Source organism: Pseudomonas sp. WS 5146 (genome assembly GCF_012985495.1).
GTDB lineage: Bacteria > Pseudomonadota > Gammaproteobacteria > Pseudomonadales > Pseudomonadaceae > Aquipseudomonas > Aquipseudomonas edaphica.
Genome location: NZ_JAAQWL010000004.1, coordinates 432,351 through 451,507, shown reverse-complemented (window position 1 = coordinate 451,507; position 19,157 = coordinate 432,351). Strand labels below are relative to the sequence as shown.

The window sequence follows — 19,157 nt, the reverse complement described above, 5'->3', positions numbered from 1 at the left end:
TCCAATCCTCTGAGCGCTAGATAAGAGGGTTGGCCAGCGGGCGTCAATGGCGGCAAAAGGCTAAACGGCGAGTTGGAGCAGATTCAGAAAAGGCTGACGCGGCGGGGGATTTTAAGGCAGGTTTGGCGGGGCGTTTTACCCATAGTTGCGAGGGTTTTGCGTAGGACTGTGGCGAGGGAGCTTGCTCCCGCTGGAGTGCGAAGCGCTCCCAGGATTTTGGGGCCGCTGCGCAGCCCAGCGGGAGCAAGCTCCCTCGCCACGCTGCAAGCCAGTCAGTGGGCCAAAAACTTGCTCAAAAACTGCTTGGTCCGTTCTTCCTTGGGGTTGGCGAACAGTGCCTTGGCTTCGCCTTGCTCCACGATCACGCCTTTGTCGAAGAAGATCACCCGGTTGGCAACATCGCGGGCGAAGCTCATTTCGTGGGTGACGATGACCATGGTGCGGTTTTCTTCGGCCAGGCTGCGGATGGTCGCCAGCACTTCGCCGACCAGCTCCGGGTCGAGCGCCGAGGTGGGCTCGTCAAACAGAATCACCTCCGGTTCCATGGCCAAGGCACGGGCAATCGCCACGCGCTGTTGCTGGCCGCCGGACAAACGCCGTGGGTAGGCGTCTTCCTTGCCGGCCAGGCCGACCCTGGCCAAGAGCTTGCGACCGAGCGCGGTCGCCGTCTCGCGCGGCATCTTCTTGACCACGATCGGGCCTTCGATGACGTTTTCCAGCGCGGTGCGGTGCGGGAACAGGTTGAAATTCTGGAACACAAAACCCACATGCTGGCGCAAGCGCCGCACCAGGCCTTGTTGCTGGCTGAGCGGTTTGCTGCTGTCGATCTCGATATCACCGACCTTGATGCGACCGCTGGTGGGTTCTTCGAGGAAGTTCAGGCAGCGCAGCAAGGTGGTCTTGCCGGAACCGCTGGGGCCAATGATGGCGACCACTTCTCCTTCCTTGACCTCCAGGTCGATGCCGTTGAGTACTACCTGACCTTTGAATTGTTTGGTCAGTTTTTCAACCACGATCATGCTCAGGACTCCAGGTCATGCCGGTTGACCCGGTCTTCCAGGCGATTTTGAAAGTGCGCCAGGATGCTTGCCAGGATCCAGTAGATCAGGGCGGCGGACAGGTACATGGTGAAGATTTCGAAAGTACGCGCCGACACCAGCTGTGCCTGGCGGAACAACTCCGGCACCTGGATTGTGGCGGCCAGTGCCGTGTCCTTGACCAGCGAAATAAAGCTGTTGCCCAGCGGCGGCAAGGCCGTGCGCATGGCCTGCGGCAGAATGGCCCGGCGCAGGGTCTGCGCGCGTGTCATGCCGATACTGGCGGCCGCTTCCCATTGGCCGCGTTCGATGGAGCTGATCGCCGCGCGCAGGATTTCACAGGCGTAAGCGGCCATGTTCAGCGAAAAGCCGATCATGGCCGCCGGGATCGGATCCAGCTCGATGCCCACTTGCGGCAAGCCGTAGTAGATCAAGAACAGCTGCACCAGCAAGGGCGTGCCGCGAAAAAACGACACGTAGACTCGGGCGGTCCAGCTTAGAAGCTTGAAGCGCGACAAACGCATCAAGGCGAGGCCGAAGCCCAGCAACAAGCCGAAAAACATCCCGCCGAGGCTAAGAATCACCGTGTAGTACGCGCCCTTGAGCAGAAAGGGCGCGGAGTCCAGCGCGAGTTGGAAACCTGCTTCCATTATTCAGTGACGTCAGCGTTGAAGTACTTCTCGGACAGCTTCTTCAAGGTGCCATCGGCGCGCAGCTTGTCGAGGGCCTTGTTCACAGCGTCGAGCAGTTCCGGCTCGCCTTTGCGCAGGGCAATACCGGCTTCCTGACGGGAGAAGGCATCACCGGCGGCGGCGGTGTCCGGGGCTTTCTTGGCGTATTCCAGAGCGGCCAGGCGGTCGATCAGGATGGCGTCGATACGGCCGATACGCAGGTCCTGGAACTTGGTCGGGTCATCGTTATAGGTCTTGATGATGGCTTTGGGTTGATTGTCCTTGAGCCATTGTTCGTAGTTGGTGCCCAGGCCCACACCGACTTTCTTGCCGGCCAGGTCGTCGGCGGTCTTGATGCTTTCGACGTTTTTCTTCAGCACCAGCGCCTGGATACCGGAGACGGTGTAAGGCTTGGAGAAGTCATACTTCTTTTTGCGCTCCTCGGAGATGGTCACTTGGTTGACCACAGCATCCAGGCGCTTGGATTCCAGGGCGGCGAGGATGCCGTCCCATGGCGTGGCCTGCAGCTTGACCTTGACGCCCAGCTCTTTGGCCAGCGCTTCGGACAGCTCGACTTCAAAGCCGCTGAGCTTGCCGCTTTCATCGACAAAGCTGAACGGCGGGTAGGTGCCTTCCAGGCCGATCTTGATCTCGCCCGCCTTCTTGATGGTGCTCAGCTGCTCGCCGGCGATGGCTTGGCCCATCAGACCAGCCCCGAGTGCCAAGCCCAAAGTGCCAACCAGCAACGTGCGACGCAATACAGAAATAGTCATGAACAGCCCCTGTGTTTTTTATGTTGAGCGAAGCAGGTGACGCAGTAGTCGTATCCTGCCTTAAAGCGCGGTGCGCGTCTTCGCCTTCGGCGCGACTATAAAGCGAGTTTTTAAGACTTGAAAATAATATAAAATTAATTTGATATTTCTTTTTGGAATATTAGGTTGATCTAATGTGGAAGCTGGCTTGCCTGCGATAACGGTGTATCAGCCAACACATTTGTAGCTGACGAACCGCTATCGCAGGCAAGCCAGCTCCCACATTTTGATCGGTGTTTATTCAGTTAAGCACCGAGTCATACGCAAACAGCGCCGGCGCCCCGCCGGTGTGCAGGAAAATGATCGGGCCGTCCTCAAACCGCTGACGCCCGATGCCATCGAGCAAACCGGCCATGGCCTTGCCGGTGTAGACCGGGTCCAGCAGCAAGCCTTCCTGGCTGGCTAATAGCTTGACCGCCGCCAGGGTGCCGGCGTTCGGTTCGCCGTAGCGCGGTCCGAAATATTCGTCCCACAGGATCACTTTGAAGGCTTCGGGAATGTCCACGCCCAGCAACTCGGCGGTGCGTTCGGCCAGGCCCTGTACTTTCGGGAACTGGGCTTCTTCGGTGCGCGACACGGTAATGCCCACCACCGGCAGGTCCGGCAGCACTTCACTCAACGCCAAGGCGAGGCCGCTATGGGTGCCCGCGCTGCCCGAGGCCAGCACCACGGCGGCGAACTCGATGCCGCTTTCTTCGATCTGCCCGGCCAGCTCCAGCCCGGCGCGCACGTAACCCAAGGCACCCAAGGCATTGGAGCCGCCGATGGGGACGAGGTAGGGCTTCTTGCCGTTGCTGCGCAGGCGGTCGGCGAGGGCGTTGAGTTGGTCGTCGACGTTATCGAGGTTCTCGACCAATTCGACTTTGGCGTCGAACAACTCCAGCAGCAGGCGGTTGCCGTTGCCGAGGTAGTTGGGGTCTTCGGTGCCGGTGGGGTTTTCCAGCAGCGCCACGCAGCCCAGGCCAAGCTTGGCGGCCAGCGCGGCGGTCTGGCGCACATGGTTGGATTGGATGGCGCCGGCGGTCACCAGGGTGTCGGCGCCCTGGGCGATGGCATCGGCGGCCAGGTATTCAAGCTTGCGCAGCTTGTTGCCGCCCATGGCCAGCGGCGTGGTGTCGTCGCGCTTGACGTAAATGTCCCTGCCCAGCCAGGCCGACAGCCGCTCGAGTTTTTCCAGGGCGGTGGCGCCGCCCAGCAGTTCCAGGCGGTTAAAACGGTCGAGCTGTTGTTTGATCATGGCGACATACAGTGGCTAAGTGATGGGGCGACTATAGGCAGGCACTTTTCAACCGGCAACCGCCAATCGCTTATTCCGGATAGTTCTTAGCATCACACCATTGGTTCTTAAGGGTGGCCAGGGTGCATACCGTAAAGTGATGGCCATATCGTCAGGAGTGAATACCGTGAGTGAGCGTTCCAGTCATTGGCAATTACAGACCATCGTCAGCCAGCTGCGCAGCGCCCGGGACCAGTGGCGAACGCGCAATGGCCGCCTGAGTGGCGAACACGGTGGCCGCGAGTTGCCGTCCCGCGAGGCGGTGGCGCAGATTCTTGAAGCGCTGTGCGGCGCGCTGTTCCCGATGCGCCTGGGCCCGGTGGACCTGCGTGAAGAAAGTGAAGATTTTTACGTCGGGCATACCCTCGACGTCGCCCTGAATGCCTTGCTCGCTCAGGCCCGCCTGGAGCTGCGCTACGCCGCGCGCCAGGGTGCAAGGGATGACAGCGAGGTCGATGCCCTGGCCATCCGCCTGATCCAGGATTTCGCGCTGGCCTTGCCTTCACTGCGCAGCCTGTTGGACACCGATGTGCTCGCCGCCTACCACGGCGACCCGGCTGCGCGCAGTGTGGATGAAGTGCTGCTGTGCTATCCGGGGATTCTGGCGGTGATTCACCATCGCCTGGCGCACCATCTGTACCGCGCCGGGCTGCCGTTGCTGGCGCGGATCAGTGCAGAGATTGCTCACTCGGCCACCGGCATCGATATTCACCCTGGTGCGCAGATCGGTCCGAGTTTCTTTATCGACCACGGGACAGGTGTGGTGATCGGCGAGACCGCGATCATCGGCGAGCGCGTGCGCATCTACCAGGCCGTGACGTTGGGCGCCAAGCGTTTCCCGGCGGATGAGGACGGGCAGTTGCAGAAAGGCCACCCGCGCCATCCGATCGTTGAGGACGATGTGGTGATTTATGCCGGGGCGACGATCCTGGGGCGCATCACCATCGGCAAGGGCTCGACCATTGGCGGCAATGTGTGGCTGACCCGCAGCGTGCCGGCGGGGGCGAACATCACGCAGGCGAATTTGCAACATGACGACGGCGCGCAGAAATAGTATTTGAGCCAAACACCGATCAACTGTGGGAGCTGGCTTGCCTGCGATAGCGGAGGACCAGTTGGCACATTTGTAGCTGACAGACCGCTATCGCAGGCAAGCCAGCTCCCACAGTAGTGTCCGCATTTCAATTCCGAGCCACTGAACGATTTGCCATCCCCGCCCGTCATACCAATCCTTGAGCTAGTGTAGGAATTGTCTACCACTCAGCCCTGCGATTAGTCCCAAACCGCCTACCTATGTTTAACTTGAATGCTCGTTCAAGTTAAACCCGGTGGTTCGCTGCCCGCTCACAACAGGAGGCTTACCTTTGCTGAGTCCGTTATTTACAGCCACATCACACACCTTCGGGGTGCATCGTTCATGAGTGCATCGTCCACCCCATCCAGCGGCCTGGTGCGCATGAATGCGCCGGTTTTCTACTTTGCCGCAACCTTCATTCTGCTGTTTGGCATCACTGTCATCGCTATTCCGCAACAGGCCGGTGCCTGGCTGCTGGCAGCGCAAAACTGGGCGGCCAACACGGTCGGCTGGTACTACATGCTCGCGATGACGCTGTATCTGGTCTTCGTGGTGGTCACCGCGCTATCGGGCTACGGCAAGATAAAACTCGGTGCCGACCACGACGAGCCCGAATTCAGTTACCTGTCCTGGGCCGGCATGCTGTTCGCCGCGGGGATCAGCATCACGCTGTTTTTCTTCTGCGTCTCCGAGCCATTGACGCACCTGGTGCAGCCGCCTCAGGGCGCGCCGATGAATGCCGATGCGGCTCGCCAGGCCATGCAGATCCTGTTTCTGCATTGGGGTCTGCATGGCTGGGGCGTGTTTGCCTTTGTCGGCATGGCCCTGGCGTACTTCGCCTACCGGCATAACCTGCCGCTGGCGCTGCGCTCGGCGCTGTACCCGCTGATCGGCAAACGCATCAACGGCCCCATCGGTTATGCGGTGGACGGCTTCGGCATCATCGCCACGGTGTTCGGCCTGGGCGCCGATATGGGTTTTGGCGTGTTGCACCTCAACTCCGGTCTCGACTACCTGTTTGGCATCGCGCATACGCAGTGGATTCAGGTTGGCCTGATCACCTTGATGATGGGCGCTGCGATCCTGGTTGCCGTCGCCGGCGTCGACAAGGGCGTGCGAGTGATGTCCGACATCAACATGCTGCTGGCCTGTGCGCTGCTGCTGTTTGTGTTGTTCGCAGGCCCCACCCAGCACTTGCTCAACACCTTGATCCAGAACATCGGTGACTACCTCGGCGCCTTGCCGACCAAGAGCTTCGATGTGTACGCCTACGACAAACCCAGCGACTGGCTGGGCGGTTGGACGGTGTTCTACTGGGCCTGGTGGATCGCATGGTCGCCGTTCGTGGGCCTGTTCATCGCGCGTATTTCCCGTGGTCGGACCATCCGCGAGTTCGTCTTCGGCGTGCTGTTGATTCCGCTGGGCTTCACCCTGGCGTGGATGTCGATCTTCGGCAACAGCGCCATCGACCAGGTACTCAACCACGGCATGACCGCGTTGGGCCAGTCGGCCATCGATGACCCTTCGATGAGCCTCTACTTGCTGCTGGAAACCTACCCGTGGAGCAAGACGGTGATCGCCGTCACGGTGTTTATCAGCTTCGTGTTCTTCGTCACTTCGGCGGATTCCGGCACTGTAGTGCTGTCGACGCTTTCGTCCAAAGGCGGCAACGCCGATGAAGACGGGCCGAAATGGCTGCGGGTGTTCTGGGGCGCGATGACGGCGCTGGTCACCAGTGCCCTGCTGTTTGCCGGCAGTATCGACTCGCTCAAATCGGCAGTGGTGCTGACCTCGTTGCCGTTCTCGCTGATTTTGCTGCTGATGATGTGGGGGCTGCACAAGGCCTTTTACCTCGAATCGCAGAAGCAGATTGCCCAGCTGCATTCGCTGGCACCGGTGTCGGCGGCGCGCAAAGGCCGAGGCGGTTGGCGCCAGCGTTTGAGCCAGGCTGTGCACTTCCCGTCACGTGATGAGGTGTACCGTTTCCTCGAATCGACGGTGCGCCCGGCGATCGAAGAAGTGACGGCGGTGTTTGTCGAGAAAGGCCTGAATGTGGTGACTCAGCCGGACCCGTCCAACGACAGCGTCAGCCTGGAAATCGGGCATGGCGAGGAGCATCCATTCGTTTACCAGGTGCAGATGCGCGGTTACTTCACGCCGTCGTTTGCCCGGGGTGGCATGGGTTCCAAAGAGATCAACAACCGCCGCTATTACCGCGCGGAAGTGCACTTGAGTGAGGGCAGCCAGGACTACGATCTGGTCGGCTACACCAAGGAGCAGATCATCAACGACATCCTCGACCAGTACGAGCGCCACCTGCAGTTCCTGCACCTGGTGCGCTGACCCACCGATCGTTCCCACGCTCCGCGTGGGAATGCCGCCTGGGACGCTCCGCGTCCCGCCGCAGTGATGACGCAGAGCGTCAATGGATGCATTCCCACGCAGAGCGTGGGAACGATCAAATGCCCGCAAACCCGCGTAATTAAAGGCTTTCTTAAACTTAATTTCATTCGTGAACCGAGTGTTTTGACTCCGAACTGTCATCTGGCCACTGCGTAATTGTGTGAAGCGTTTGACGCTTTCATTTCAGAACAGTGACGGAGACCGGTAACAATGAAGACGTTAATAAGCCCCATGGTAGGTGCCGCCATGGCGAGCTTTATGCTGTCCGCCCATGCCGATTTTATCGACGACAGCCACGCCGACGTGACCCTGCTCAACCGCTATCTCAACCAGCAAGGTCGTGATGTGGTGGGCAGCAACGCCAAGGCGCATAGCGTGCGGGATTGGGGCCAGGGTTTCGAGTTCAACTTCAAGTCCGGCTACACCGAAGGCCCGGTAGGTTTTGGCCTGGACTTGCAGGCGTTTTACGGCTTGAAACTCGACTCCGGCGGCGACCTCAACGACAAGGATCACCAGGGCCGTTACCCAGGCAGCATGTTCCCGTTGGACAACGGCAAATCCGCCGACCAGTTCGGTGTACTCAGCCCGACCTTCAAGATGCGTTTCGCCAAAGATGAACTGCGGGTTGGCACGCTGTATGGCAACAACCCGGTACTGGCCAACACCGACGGCCGCCTGTACCAGCAGACCAATACCGGCGTACAACTGGTCTCCAAAGACCTTAGCGACTTCACCTTCACCGGCGGCGATATCTTCAAGACCAAGATCCGCAACGAAACCGGCGACCAAGGCATGATCACCGCCGGCGGCACCCGAGAAAGCGATCGCTTCCTGTTCGGCGGTGCGGATTACACCGGCATCCAGAACACCACCGTGAGCCTGTGGTACTCCAACCTTGAGGATTACTACCAGCAGTTCTTCCTCGGCGCCAAGCGTCATGACGCGTTGTCCGTGGGCGCCATCGACACCGACGTGCGTGTGTTCCGCAGCCTTGGTGTAGGCGCCAACGCCGACGGCGATAAAGACTTTACCGGCGCCGGTCTGTATGGCGACGGCACCAGCAAGGGCCGCATCAACCAAACCACCGCCAGCTTGCTGGAGAGCTACAGCCTGGATGGTCACACCGTCGGCTTGGGCATCCAGAAAAACAGCGGTGACAGCGACTTCCCGTACCTCGATTCCGGCCTCAACAGCGGCGACAACCGCCAAGGGCCGGGCTCAGGCGCAGACACCCCGGCGCTCACCAACATGCAGTTGAATAAATTTCAACACGCCGGTGAGCGCACTTGGCTTGCGCAGTACAAGTATGACTTCGGTAAGCTGGGCCTTACCGGCCTGACGTTCTCGGCGGCCTATGCCCACGGTGATGACATCCGCACCGTGCAAGGCACCACCAGCGAGTGGGAACGCAACATTGCCGTGGCTTACCAAGTACCGACCGGCACCCTCAAGGGCCTGGGCGTGACCTGGAAAAATGCCCACGCCAGCCCGGATATTACCGGTGCCACCGTTCAAGATGAAAATCGCTTTTATGTCAGCTACGTCGTTCCACTCTGGTAGGAAATTGCTGTAGAACGGAGCGGCAGGCTTAAGCGATTCAGCTGGTTAAAAGGCCTGGGAATAACCTTATTCCCAGGCCTTATTTGCCTACGTCCAAGAGAGGATTCGATGACTTACATTGCTGCCGAAAACCGCTATGAATCTATCCCGTACCGCCGCGTAGGTCGCAGTGGATTGGTGCTGCCGGCACTGTCCCTGGGGCTGTGGCACAACTTTGGCGACAGCACCCCGATTGACACCCAGCGCGCCCTGCTGCGCACTGCGTTTGACCTGGGGATCAACCACTTCGACCTGGCCAACAACTACGGCCCACCGTATGGCAGCGCCGAGATCAACTTCGGCCGTTTGCTGCGTGAAGACTTCAAGCACTACCGCGACGAGCTGATCATTTCCAGCAAAGCCGGCTGGGACATGTGGCCCGGCCCTTACGGCCAGGGTGGCGGTTCGCGCAAATACGTACTGGCGAGCCTGGACCAGAGCCTGCAACGCCTGGGCGTCGACTACGTGGATATTTTCTACTCTCACCGTTTTGACGCCGACACCCCGTTGGAAGAAACCGCCAGCGCCCTTGCCACTGCCGTGCAGCAGGGCAAAGCGTTGTACATCGGTATCTCGTCTTATTCGGGGGTGAAAACCCGCGAAATGGCGGCGCTGCTCAAAGAGTGGAAAGTGCCGTTGCTGATCCACCAGCCGGCCTACAACCTGCTCAACCGCTGGATTGAAAAAGACCTGCTGGATACCACCGACGAACTTGGCGCAGGGGTGATTGCTTTCACACCACTGGCCCAGGGTTTGCTCACCGACAAGTACCTCAACGGCGTGCCGGCCGATGCGCGGGTCAACCGCCCAGGTGGCGGCTCGTTGCAGGCCAAGCACTTGTCTGAAGCCAACATTGCCCATGTGCGCGGGTTGAATGAAATCGCCAAGCGCCGTGGCCAGAGCCTCGCGCAACTGGCCCTGGCCTGGACCCTGCGTGACCCGCGGGTGACCAGTGCCTTGATTGGTGCGAGCCGACCGGAGCAGATCATTGAAAACGTCGGCGCGTTGAAGAACTTGAGCTTCAGTGCGGAAGAACTGGCGGAGATTGATCGGTTTGCGCAGGAAGGCGGGATTAACCTGTGGGAAAAACCATCCACTGCTGAATAAGCCGGTACAAGCCGGTCAAAAATGTGGGAGCCGGGCTTGCCCGCGAAGGCGGTGTGTCAGTCGATGAATGCATGGGCTGGTACGCCGCTATCGCAGGCAAGCCAGCTCCCACATTTTGATCTTCAGTGTGGCAAATTCACTCGGCAGTACGCGGTCAATGTGGGAGCCGGGCTTGCCCGCGATGGCTGTGTGTCAGTCGATGAATGTATGGGCTGGTCCGCCGCTATCGCAGGCAAGCCAGCTCCCACACTTTGATCTTCAGTGTGGCAAATTCATTCGGCAGTACGCGGTCAATGTGGGAGCCGGGCTTGCCCGCGATGGCTGTGTGCCAGTCGATGAAGTAGTGGCTGGTCCACCGCTATCGCAGGCAAGCCAGCTCCCACATTTTGATCTTCAGTGTGGCAAATTCACTCGGCAGTACGCGGTCAATGTGGGAGCCGGGCTTGCCCGCGATGGCTGTGTGTCAGTCGATGAATGTATGGGCTGGTCCACCGCTATCGCAGGCAAGCCAGCTCCCACATTTTGATCTTCAGTGTGGCAAATTCATTCGGCAGTACGCGGTCAATGTGGGAGCCGGGCTTGCCCGCGATGGCGGTGTGTCAGTCGATGAATGTATGGGCTGGTACGCCGCTATCGCAGGCAAGCCAGCTCCCATATTTTGATCTTCAGTGTGGCAAATTCATTCGTCAGTACGCGGTCAATGTGGGAGCCGGGCTTGCCCGCGAAGGCGGTGTGTCAGTCGATTAAGTTGTGGCTGGTCCACCGCTATCGCAGGCAAGCCAGCTCCCACATTTTGACCTTCATTGATGCAGAGGCTGTGCCTGGTTTAGAAGGGGACGTCGCCCAGGATTGTGGCGCGATGCATCACGCGCCGTTGCGGACGGTAGTCATCCACGGCGTAGTGCTGGGTCACGCGGTTGTCCCAGAACGCCACGTCGTTCTCCTGCCAGCGCCAGCGAATGGTGAATTCCGGCCGTGTTGCGTGGGCAAACAGCAGCTTGAGTATGGCCTCGCTTTCCGTCGGCTCCAGCTCGTTGATTTTGGTGGTGAACCCATCGCTCACAAACAATGACTTACGCCCGCTGACCGGATGCGTGCGCACCACCGGGTGTGACAGGGGTGGATTCTTCTTGCGGGTCTCTTCCCAGCGCGCCAGGTCTTCGGCGGTGTTGCCAAAGCGCTCCAGCGGGAAGGATTTGGTGAAATCATGAGTCGCCGTGAGGCCGTCGAGCAGGCGCTTGAAGGGTTCCGACAGGGCTTCATACGCCGCAATGCCACTGGCCCACAACGTGTCGCCACCAAAGGCCGGCAGCAGCTTGGCGCTGAGCACCGCGCCGAGCGCCGGCGTCGGCAGGAAGGTCACGTCGGTGTGCCATACGGCGTTGTCGCGCACGTCAGTCACGGCAGTGTCGAGGATCAGCACTTCGGGCTGCTCCGGCACGTTGGGGTAGATCGGGTGAATATGCAGGTCGCCAAAATTTGCCGCAAACCGCGCCTGTTGCTGCGGCGTGACGGCTTGGCCACGGAAGAACAGCACCGAGTGGCTGAGCAGCGCCTGCTCAATGGCGTCACGTTCTTGGAGGCTCAACGGTTGGGTGATATCGACGCCACTGATCAGGGCGCCCAGGGCGGTGCTTATTGGCGTAACGGTCAGGCTGCTCATGCGGTTCTCACTCAATGTGCCTGGCCATGCCAAGGCACTAATTTGCGCTGCAGGGCACGCAGGCCCATTTCCATGGCGAAGGCAATCAGGGCGATCACCAGAATCCCCAGCACCACCACGTCGGTGACCAGGAACTGCGCCGCCGACTGCACCATAAAGCCCAGGCCGCTGGTGGCGGCGATCAGCTCGGCCGCAACCAGGGTCGACCAACCCACACCCAGGCCGATGCGCACGCCGGTAAGGATGTCGGGCAGCGCGCTCGGCAGGATCACATGGCGAATCAACTGGGCGCGGGTGGCGCCCAACGACTGCGCGGCACGCAGTTTGGCCGGGTCGACCGTGCGCACGCCGGTCGCGGTGGCGATGGCGATAGGTGCAAAGATTGCCAGGTAAATCAGCAATACCTTGGACAGCTCACCGATGCCGCACCAGATCACGATCAGCGGCAGGTAAGCCAGGGGCGGTATCGGCCGATAGAACTCGATCAGCGGGTCGAGGATGCCACGGGCAATGCGGTTGGCACCGATGGCAATCCCTACCGGCACCGCGGTCAGTACCGCAAAGCCCAGGCCCAGGCCGATGCGCGTGAGGCTCGCGCCCAGGTGCTGCCACAAGGTGGAATCCATATAGCCGGTGGTTGCCAGCAGCCAGCCTTTTTGCAGCACGGCGGAAGGTGGCGGCAGGAACAACGGTTCGATCAAGCCAGTGGCGGTGACGGCCCACCAGATTGCCAGCAAGGCGATCAGGGTGAGTACGCTGATCCAACGTGTACTCAGGCTGCGACGTACTGGAATAACCTTGTGCGCTACCGGCTTGGCGGCCGTGACGGGAAGTTCGTAGCTGCTCATGCAGGCACCTGCCGTTGCGAGAACACTTTGCCCAGCACGTGTTCACGGGTTTCGATAAAGCGCGGGTCGGACTTGATCGCCCGCGCCGATTCACCGGCGGCGTAGCGTTGACCGAAGTCCAGGTGCAGGCGCTCGACGATCTGGCCTGGGTTGGGCGCCAGCAGGATCAGGTCGGTGGCGAGAAATACCGCTTCTTCGATGTCATGGGTAATCAGGAACACCGGTTTGGCCGTGCGCCGCCAGACTTGCAGGAGCAACTCCTGCATCTGTTCGCGGGTGAAGGCATCGAGGGCGCCGAAAGGCTCGTCCATCAGCAGCACGCGAGGGTCGGCCGCCAGCGCGCGGGCCAGGCCGACACGCTGTTTCTGGCCACCGGAAAGCTGCCAGATACGGCGGCTGTCGAAACCGGCCAAATCGACGAGTGCGAGCATTTCCCGGGCGCGCACTTCGCGTTGTGCCTTGGGCACACCGGCCAGTTCCAGGCCGAAGCCGACGTTGGCCAGCACGTCCTGCCAGGGCAGCAGAGCGTCGTCCTGGAATACCACGCCGCGTTCGGCGCTCGGGCCTTTGACCGGTACGCCATCGAGGGTGATACGCCCGGCAGAAGGTTCGACGAAGCCGGCAATCAGGTTCAACAGCGAAGTCTTGCCACTGCCGGACGGGCCGAGGGCCACCAGCAATTGCTGAGGCCCAAGGTCGAGTGAAATATCGGACAGTACCGGTTCTGTGGCGCCTGGGTACTGTGCGCTGATGCGCTCCAGTTGTAGCAAGGCCATCGCGATGAACTCCTTGAATCAGTTAGTGATGAACTTGGCGCTGACGTAAGGGGCGTAGTCCGGCAGCACGGCGTCGACTTTGCCTTGTTCCTTGAGGAACGCGGCGGTGTCGGTCACAGCCTTGGTGGTCGGTGCGCCCAGCAGGGTTACTTGGTCAGCGGCCAGTGGGTAGACGTTGCCTTGCAGCAGCAGTGGGATATCACTGGCCTTGGCGCCGGAGAGCTTCACCAGCTTGTCGACGTTGCCTTTGTCGGCCAGCCAGGCCTGTGGGTCTTTGCGGTAGGCGGCGTAGGCGTCCAGGGTGACTTTGGCGAAGGCGGTGATGATTTCCGGGTGCTTCTCGGCGAAGTCTTTGCGCACGATCCAGGCATCGAAGGTTGGCGCGCCGAACTTGGCCAGCTCGCCGGAAGTGATCAGCACTTTGCCGTTTTCCTTGGCGACGCCCAAGGCCGGGTCCCACACGTAAGTCGCGTCGATATCGCCGCGCTTCCACGCCGCAATGATTGCCGGCGGTGCGAGGTTGAGGATGGTCACTTTGGAAGGGTCGATGTTCCAGTGTTTCAGCGCGGCCAACAGGCTGTAGTGGCCGGTGGAAACGAAAGGTACCGCAATCTTTTTGCCGACCAGGTCCTGTGGGCTGTTGATCCCCGAACCATTGCGCGCTACCAGCGCTTCGGCGCCGCCGATCTGGGTGGCGACCAGGAAGGTTTCAACGGGTACTTTGCGCGTTACCGCAGCGGTCAGCGGGCTGGAACCGAGGTAGCCAATCTGGACGTCGCCGGAAGCAATGGCGGCGATGATGTCGGCGCCATTGTCGAATTTGCGCCAGTCGATCCTGGCGTTGGTAGCTTTTTCATACGCACCGTCGGCCTGGGCGACTTTCGCCGGGTCTACGGTGGTCTGGTAAGCAATGGTCACATCTGCCGCCTGGGCAAACAGGCTGGCACCGGCCAGGGACAATGCGGCCAAGAGGCGCAATGGGGTAAGCAGTTTCAAGGGGAAGCTCCTCAATCAGGCGGCCGAGGATCGGCGTGAGAGGAGACTAAATGATCTAAGAACTCGAAAATAAATAACATTTTCGAATTAGCTTATGAGGAGAAGAGTGAGCGCAATCTTCAACCCAATGAAGGCAAATGTGGGAGCTGGCTTGCCTGCGATAGCATCACCTGGGTATCACTGATACACCGAGGTGTTTGCATCGCAGGCAAGCCAGCTCCCACACAAACCAGGTCCCACAGGAGATGGCGTGATGCTTTAGTTACTGATCGCCAGAATGCTTGCCTGGTACGAGCCGACAAACACGTCAAAGTCGCCCACTTCGTTTTGCTCAAGCTCCACCTGCTGAGCCAGCGACTGACGCGCCAACTCTTCAAAGCGTGCTTGCTCATCGGCCGGTAAAGGCTCCTGGCGGAAGTGCGCGGCGTGTACCTCGCTCTGATGCAGTGAGAACTGCGCAAAACTCTCTTTGCGTTCGGCCATTGCCGCCAGCACCTGGGCCGATGGCGTCAGGGACGAGTCCTTGACCTTCGCCAACTGAGCGTCCAGCGCCTGGCTGTGCTCGGTGATGCCATGGCTCTCATCCAGCAAGGCCGCCAGCGGGGCGATCTTCTCCAGCAGCTCGGTGGCCCATTCCTTCATGTCCACCGCCTGGCCTTCACGCTGCAATTGCAGGCCTGGGCGACGGCCTTCCTTGACCACACTGAGGAAGTTGGAGGTGGCATTGCCACACTCGTTGTTGGCGAACAGCGGGCTGTCGTTCAACGCGCAGTACAGCAGGAACGCATCAAGGAAACGCGACTCCGGCAGGTCGATGCCCATCGGCAGGAACGGGTTGATGTCCAGGCAGCGCACTTCGATGTACTGGATGCCACGGGCCATCAGCGCCTGGATCGGCCGCTCGCCGGTGTAGGTCACGCGCTTGGGGCGGATGTTGGAGTAGTACTCGTTTTCGATCTGCAGGATGTTGGTGTTGAGCTGCACCCATTCACCATCCTTATGGGTGCCGATTTCGACGTAAGGCGCGTAGGGCGTTGCCACCGCTTCGCGCAGGCTGTCGGTGTAGCTGTTCAAGTCGTTGTAGCACGGCGTCAGCCCAGCCTGGGCGTTGCTCTGGTAACCCAGGTCGCTCATGCGCAGGCTGGTGGCGTACGGCAAGTACAGCGTGTCGGCGTCCAGCACTTCCAGTTGGTGCGAACGACCGCGCAGGAAACCGGCGTCCAGGGCCGGTGAAGCACCAAACAGGTACATCAGCAGCCAGCTGTAGCGGCGGAAGTTACGGATCAGCGCGATGTAGGCGGTGGACTGGTAGTCGCGGTCGGTGCCGACGAAGCCTTCAGTCTCCTTGAGCAACGGCCACAGCTGTTCCGGCAGGGAAAAGTTGTAGTGGATGCCGGCGATGCACTGCATGGTCTTGCCGTAACGCAGGGCCAGGCCCTTGCGGTACACGTACTTGAGCTGGCCGATATTGGAGGTGCCGTAGTAGGCGATCGGAATATCTTCCTCGGCCGGCAACGGGCACGGCATCGAAGGGCTCCACAGGTACTCGCTGCCGAGCTTGCTGTAGGCAAACCGATGGATCTTGTCCAGGCTGCTCAGGGTGTCGGCCGGGTTGGGCAGGGCGGGAGTGATGAACTCCAGCAGCGATTCCGAGTAGTCGGTGGTGATCAATTCATTGGTCAACGCGGCGCCCAGGGCTTCTGGATGCGGCGTTTGTGCCAGGCGACCCTCACCGGTGACGCGTAGGCATTCACGCTCGATGCCGTGCAAGCATTGCTCTAGCAGGGAGAGGTGTTCGCGCTTGCCGAGCAGGGCCAGGCGGCGGTTGAGAAGTTCGCTCAAGTTGGATTCCTTCACGCGTCAGTCGCCCCAATATGGGGGTGGGCAGGACGGTCTACAAGGGTGAAGTTGAAACTGGCGTTATCGCCTGGTTTAGAGTCGATTTGGCTCACATTGAAAAAGCCTACTTCACTCCATGAATTGGGCTATAGCGCAGCAAGAAAATTCCGACGCTGTTGTCGCAGCGCCGAAATTAACTCAAATCGAGGGCGGGGAGCTAGAGGACAGCGAAGGTGCCTTGTGCTTTTGCGACAAGTCTTTCGCCTTGATACACATCGGCTTCCACCACCAACGTGCGTCTGCCGGCGTGAATCACCCGGCTGGTGCACAGCACATCACCGTCTTCGACGGCGCGGATATAGTTGATCTTGCACTCGATGGTCGCGCTCTGCTGGTCAAATCCATGGGCGCTGGAACAGGCCAGCCCCATGGTGATGTCGACCAGGCTGAAAATCGCCCCGCCATGGAGCTTGCCCGCGCGGTTGCGCAGTTGCGGCTCCAGGGTCAGGGCCACTTCGGCAACGCCCTCGTCCAGGCGTTGCAGGCGGCAGCCGATCAGTTCGCTGAACGCGCTCTGGGTCAAACCGGCCGGGATTTCCATCAGCGTTTCTTCAACTGCTTGGCGTTGGCAAACAGCGACGCCATCGCGTTGTTGCTCGGCGCGGCCGTGGCGGTGGGCTCTTTACGCGGCGCGTTACCCTGGGATTGGCGCGGGGCCGAGCCTGGGCGTGCACCACGGGCGCCGTCGATTTTCTCGCCTGGGGTGTCGCTCATGCGCATCGACAGACCCACGCGTTTGCGCGGGATATCGACTTCCATGACCTTGACCTTGACCACGTCACCGGCTTTTACCGCTTCGCGTGGATCCTTGATGAACTTCTCCGAAAGTGCAGAGATGTGCACCAAACCGTCCTGATGCACGCCGATATCCACAAAGGCGCCAAAGTTGGTCACGTTGGTGACCACGCCTTCGAGGATCATGCCCGGCTGCAGGTCCTTGAGGTCTTCAACACCGTCCTGGAACTCGGCGGTCTTGAACTCGGGACGCGGGTCGCGGCCAGGTTTTTCCAGCTCTTGCAGGATGTCGGTGATGGTCGGCACACCGAAGGTTTCGTCGGTGTACTTCTTCGGGTCCAGGCGCTTGAGGAACGCGGCGTCACCGATCAGCGAACGGATATCGCGGTCGGTCTCGGCGGCAATACGCTGCACCAGCGGGTAGGCTTCCGGGTGAACCGCAGACGAGTCCAGCGGGTTATCGCCGTTCATGACCCGTAGGAAGCCGGCGGCCTGTTCAAAGGTTTTTTCGCCCAGGCGTGCGACTTTCTTCAGCGCGGCGCGGGTTTTGAACGCACCGTTTTCGTCGCGGTGGGTGACGATGTTCTGCGCCAGGGTGGTGTTAAGCCCGGAAATACGCGCCAGCAGCGCGACCGAGGCGGTGTTTACATCCACGCCCACCTTGTTCACGCAGTCTTCCACCACCGCATCCAGGCCGCGCGCCAGTTTCAGCTGCGACACGTCGTGCTGGTACTGGCCGACACCAATGGATTTAGGGTCGATCTTCACCAGCTCTGCCAGCGGGTCCTGCAGGCGGCGAGCAATGGAGACGGCGCCACGGATCGACACGTCGAGGTCCGGGAATTCCTTGGAAGCCAGTTCCGACGCCGAGTACACCGAAGCGCCGGCCTCGGAAACCATGACCTTGGTCATCTTCATGGCGGGGTATTTTTTGATCAGCTCGGCGGCCAGCTTATCGGTTTCACGGCTGGCGGTGCCGTTGCCGATGGCGATCAGGTCCACGGCGTGCTTGGCGCACAGGGCGGCCAGGATGGCGAGGGTCTGGTCCCACTTGTTGTGCGGCACGTGCGGGTACACGGTGGCGTGGTCCAGCAGCTTGCCGGTGGAGTCGACCACCGCAACCTTGCAGCCGGTACGCAAGCCCGGGTCGAGGCCCAACGTGGCGCGCGGGCCGGCCGGTGCGGCCAGCAGCAGGTCGTGCAGGTTGTGGGCGAACACGTTGATCGCCTCGGTTTCGGCGCCGTCGCGCAACTCGCCGAGCAGGTCGGTTTCCAGGTGGGTGTAGAGCTTGACCTTCCAGGTCCAGCGCACGACTTCACCGAGCCACTTGTCCGCAGGACGGTTCTGATTCTGGATGCCGAATTGTTGCCCGATCATGCCTTCGCACGGGTGCATGGTGCCCGGCAATTCGTCGCCGACTTTCAGCGCCGAGCTGAGAATGCCCTCGTTGCGACCCCGGAAAATCGCCAGTGCACGGTGCGACGGCATGCTCTTGAGCGGCTCGTCGTGCTCGAAATAATCGCGGAATTTGGCGCCTTCTTCCTCTTTGCCGGCGATAACGCGAGCACTGAGAATGGCTTCCTGCTTGAGGTAGGTGCGCAGTTTTTCCAGCAGGCCGGCGTTTTCGGCAAAACGCTCCATGAGGATGTACTTGGCACCTTCGAGGGCGGCCTTGACGTCGGCGACGCCTTTTTCGGCATCGATAAAGCGCGCGGCTTCGGCTTCCGGGGCCAGCGACGGGTCGTTGAACAGGCCGTCGGCCAGCTCGCCCAAACCGGCTTCCAGGGCGATCTGGCCCTTGGTGCGGCGCTTCTGTTTGTACGGCAGGTAAAGGTCTTCGAGGCGGGTCTTGGTGTCGGCGAGCTTGATGTCGCGTTCCAGTTGCGGGGTCAACTTGCCCTGTTCCTCGATGCTGGCGAGGATGCTGATGCGCCGTTCGTCGAGTTCTCGCAGGTAGCGCAGGCGCTCTTCCAGGTGACGCAATTGGGTGTCGTCGAGGCTGCCGGTCACTTCTTTACGGTAACGGGCGATGAAAGGCACCGTGGAGCCTTCATCCAGTAGCGCGACGGCCGCTTCGACCTGTTGTGGGCGTACACCGAGTTCCTCGGCAATGCGGCTGTTGATGCTGTCCATAAAACCACCTGAAATTCTTGAAAGCAGCTCGCAGGCCCGGAAAACAAGGCGTTGCGAGGCTGGTTGAGCGGCGCCAGCGGCACCGCTGCCTGGGTCAAAAGGCTGCCTATTGACCCTCGAAATCGGG

At 60.6% G+C, this 19,157-nt stretch carries 15 protein-coding genes; 4 read left to right on the top strand and 11 right to left on the bottom strand.

Features of this window, described 5'->3' with window-relative positions; all coding sequences use genetic code 11:
• Positions 1 to 272 precede the first annotated feature (272 nt).
• The 4 genes from tcyN to HBO41_RS14240 form a co-directional block, all read right to left on the bottom strand.
• Positions 273 to 1,019, bottom strand: coding sequence for an L-cystine ABC transporter ATP-binding protein TcyN (gene tcyN, locus HBO41_RS14255; protein ID WP_017135732.1), 747 nt, complete (start codon positions 1,017 to 1,019; stop codon positions 273 to 275).
• A gap of 2 nt (positions 1,020 to 1,021) precedes the next feature.
• On the bottom strand, positions 1,022 to 1,687 hold the full coding sequence (gene tcyL, locus HBO41_RS14250) for a cystine ABC transporter permease (RefSeq protein WP_017135731.1): 666 nt from the start codon (positions 1,685 to 1,687) through the stop codon (positions 1,022 to 1,024).
• Positions 1,687 to 2,481 (bottom strand): cystine ABC transporter substrate-binding protein, encoded by a 795-nt coding sequence (gene tcyJ / locus HBO41_RS14245; RefSeq protein ID WP_017135730.1) that lies wholly within the window; start codon positions 2,479 to 2,481, stop codon positions 1,687 to 1,689. The genes tcyL and tcyJ overlap by 1 nt, the downstream gene beginning before the upstream one ends.
• Positions 2,482 to 2,761: 280 nt before the next feature.
• Positions 2,762 to 3,757 carry a D-cysteine desulfhydrase gene (locus HBO41_RS14240; RefSeq protein WP_017135729.1) on the bottom strand — a complete coding sequence of 332 codons (996 nt, stop codon included), beginning with the start codon at positions 3,755 to 3,757 and terminating at the stop codon, positions 2,762 to 2,764.
• A gap of 166 nt (positions 3,758 to 3,923) precedes the next feature.
• On the opposite strand from HBO41_RS14240, the gene epsC reads away from it, so the two are divergent.
• The 4 genes from epsC (at position 3,924) to mgrA (ending at position 9,980) form a co-directional block, all read left to right on the top strand.
• Positions 3,924 to 4,850 (top strand): serine O-acetyltransferase EpsC, encoded by a 927-nt coding sequence (gene epsC, locus HBO41_RS14235; RefSeq protein ID WP_017135728.1) that lies wholly within the window; start codon positions 3,924 to 3,926, stop codon positions 4,848 to 4,850.
• 402 nt (positions 4,851 to 5,252) lie between these two features.
• On the top strand, positions 5,253 to 7,214 hold the full coding sequence (gene betT / locus HBO41_RS14230; protein WP_169986756.1) for a choline transporter BetT: 1,962 nt from the start codon (positions 5,253 to 5,255) through the stop codon (positions 7,212 to 7,214).
• A gap of 291 nt (positions 7,215 to 7,505) precedes the next feature.
• Positions 7,506 to 8,834 (top strand): OprD family outer membrane porin, encoded by a 1,329-nt coding sequence (locus tag HBO41_RS14225; protein WP_017135726.1) that lies wholly within the window; start codon positions 7,506 to 7,508, stop codon positions 8,832 to 8,834.
• Positions 8,835 to 8,942: 108 nt separating this feature from the next.
• Positions 8,943 to 9,980, top strand: a complete 1,038-nt coding sequence (gene mgrA / locus HBO41_RS14220; protein ID WP_017135725.1) for an L-glyceraldehyde 3-phosphate reductase — start codon at positions 8,943 to 8,945, stop codon at positions 9,978 to 9,980.
• Positions 9,981 to 10,806: 826 nt separating this feature from the next.
• Here the strand turns inward: mgrA and tauD are convergent.
• The 7 genes from tauD to HBO41_RS14185 form a co-directional block, all read right to left on the bottom strand.
• Complete coding sequence (gene tauD / locus HBO41_RS14215; RefSeq protein ID WP_017135359.1) at positions 10,807 to 11,643, bottom strand: taurine dioxygenase; 837 nt, start codon at positions 11,641 to 11,643, stop codon at positions 10,807 to 10,809.
• Positions 11,644 to 11,654: 11 nt separating this feature from the next.
• Positions 11,655 to 12,491 carry a taurine ABC transporter permease TauC gene (gene tauC, locus HBO41_RS14210; protein WP_169986666.1) on the bottom strand — a complete coding sequence of 279 codons (837 nt, stop codon included), beginning with the start codon at positions 12,489 to 12,491 and terminating at the stop codon, positions 11,655 to 11,657.
• Positions 12,488 to 13,267, bottom strand: coding sequence for a taurine ABC transporter ATP-binding subunit (tauB, locus tag HBO41_RS14205; RefSeq protein WP_017135361.1), 780 nt, complete (start codon positions 13,265 to 13,267; stop codon positions 12,488 to 12,490). The genes tauC and tauB overlap by 4 nt, the downstream gene beginning before the upstream one ends.
• 18 nt (positions 13,268 to 13,285) lie before the next feature.
• Positions 13,286 to 14,263: a taurine ABC transporter substrate-binding protein gene (gene tauA, locus HBO41_RS14200; protein WP_169986664.1), complete on the bottom strand. Its 978-nt coding sequence runs from the start codon at positions 14,261 to 14,263 to the stop codon at positions 13,286 to 13,288.
• A 258-nt stretch (positions 14,264 to 14,521) separates the two neighbouring features.
• Complete coding sequence (gshA, locus tag HBO41_RS14195) at positions 14,522 to 16,105, bottom strand: glutamate--cysteine ligase (RefSeq protein ID WP_169986662.1); 1,584 nt, start codon at positions 16,103 to 16,105, stop codon at positions 14,522 to 14,524.
• Positions 16,106 to 16,319: 214 nt separating this feature from the next.
• Positions 16,320 to 16,703, bottom strand: coding sequence for a PaaI family thioesterase (locus HBO41_RS14190; RefSeq protein WP_017135364.1), 384 nt, complete (start codon positions 16,701 to 16,703; stop codon positions 16,320 to 16,322).
• Positions 16,703 to 19,030 (bottom strand): Tex family protein, encoded by a 2,328-nt coding sequence (locus HBO41_RS14185; RefSeq protein WP_169986660.1) that lies wholly within the window; start codon positions 19,028 to 19,030, stop codon positions 16,703 to 16,705. The genes HBO41_RS14190 and HBO41_RS14185 overlap by 1 nt, the downstream gene beginning before the upstream one ends.
• Positions 19,031 to 19,157: the final 127 nt, after the last annotated feature.

Coding starts and splice junctions, on each gene's coding strand:
- tcyN (WP_017135732.1), bottom strand. CDS start 1,019: ATGATCGTGGTTGAAAAACTGACCAAACAATTCAAAGGTCAGGTAGTA.
- tcyL (WP_017135731.1), bottom strand. CDS start 1,687: ATGGAAGCAGGTTTCCAACTCGCGCTGGACTCCGCGCCCTTTCTGCTC.
- tcyJ (WP_017135730.1), bottom strand. CDS start 2,481: ATGACTATTTCTGTATTGCGTCGCACGTTGCTGGTTGGCACTTTGGGC.
- HBO41_RS14240 (WP_017135729.1), bottom strand. CDS start 3,757: ATGATCAAACAACAGCTCGACCGTTTTAACCGCCTGGAACTGCTGGGC.
- betT (WP_169986756.1), top strand. CDS start 5,253: ATGAATGCGCCGGTTTTCTACTTTGCCGCAACCTTCATTCTGCTGTTT.
- HBO41_RS14225 (WP_017135726.1), top strand. CDS start 7,506: ATGGTAGGTGCCGCCATGGCGAGCTTTATGCTGTCCGCCCATGCCGAT.
- mgrA (WP_017135725.1), top strand. CDS start 8,943: ATGACTTACATTGCTGCCGAAAACCGCTATGAATCTATCCCGTACCGC.
- tauD (WP_017135359.1), bottom strand. CDS start 11,643: ATGAGCAGCCTGACCGTTACGCCAATAAGCACCGCCCTGGGCGCCCTG.
- tauC (WP_169986666.1), bottom strand. CDS start 12,491: ATGAGCAGCTACGAACTTCCCGTCACGGCCGCCAAGCCGGTAGCGCAC.
- tauB (WP_017135361.1), bottom strand. CDS start 13,267: ATGGCCTTGCTACAACTGGAGCGCATCAGCGCACAGTACCCAGGCGCC.
- HBO41_RS14190 (WP_017135364.1), bottom strand. CDS start 16,703: ATGGAAATCCCGGCCGGTTTGACCCAGAGCGCGTTCAGCGAACTGATC.
- HBO41_RS14185 (WP_169986660.1), bottom strand. CDS start 19,030: ATGGACAGCATCAACAGCCGCATTGCCGAGGAACTCGGTGTACGCCCA.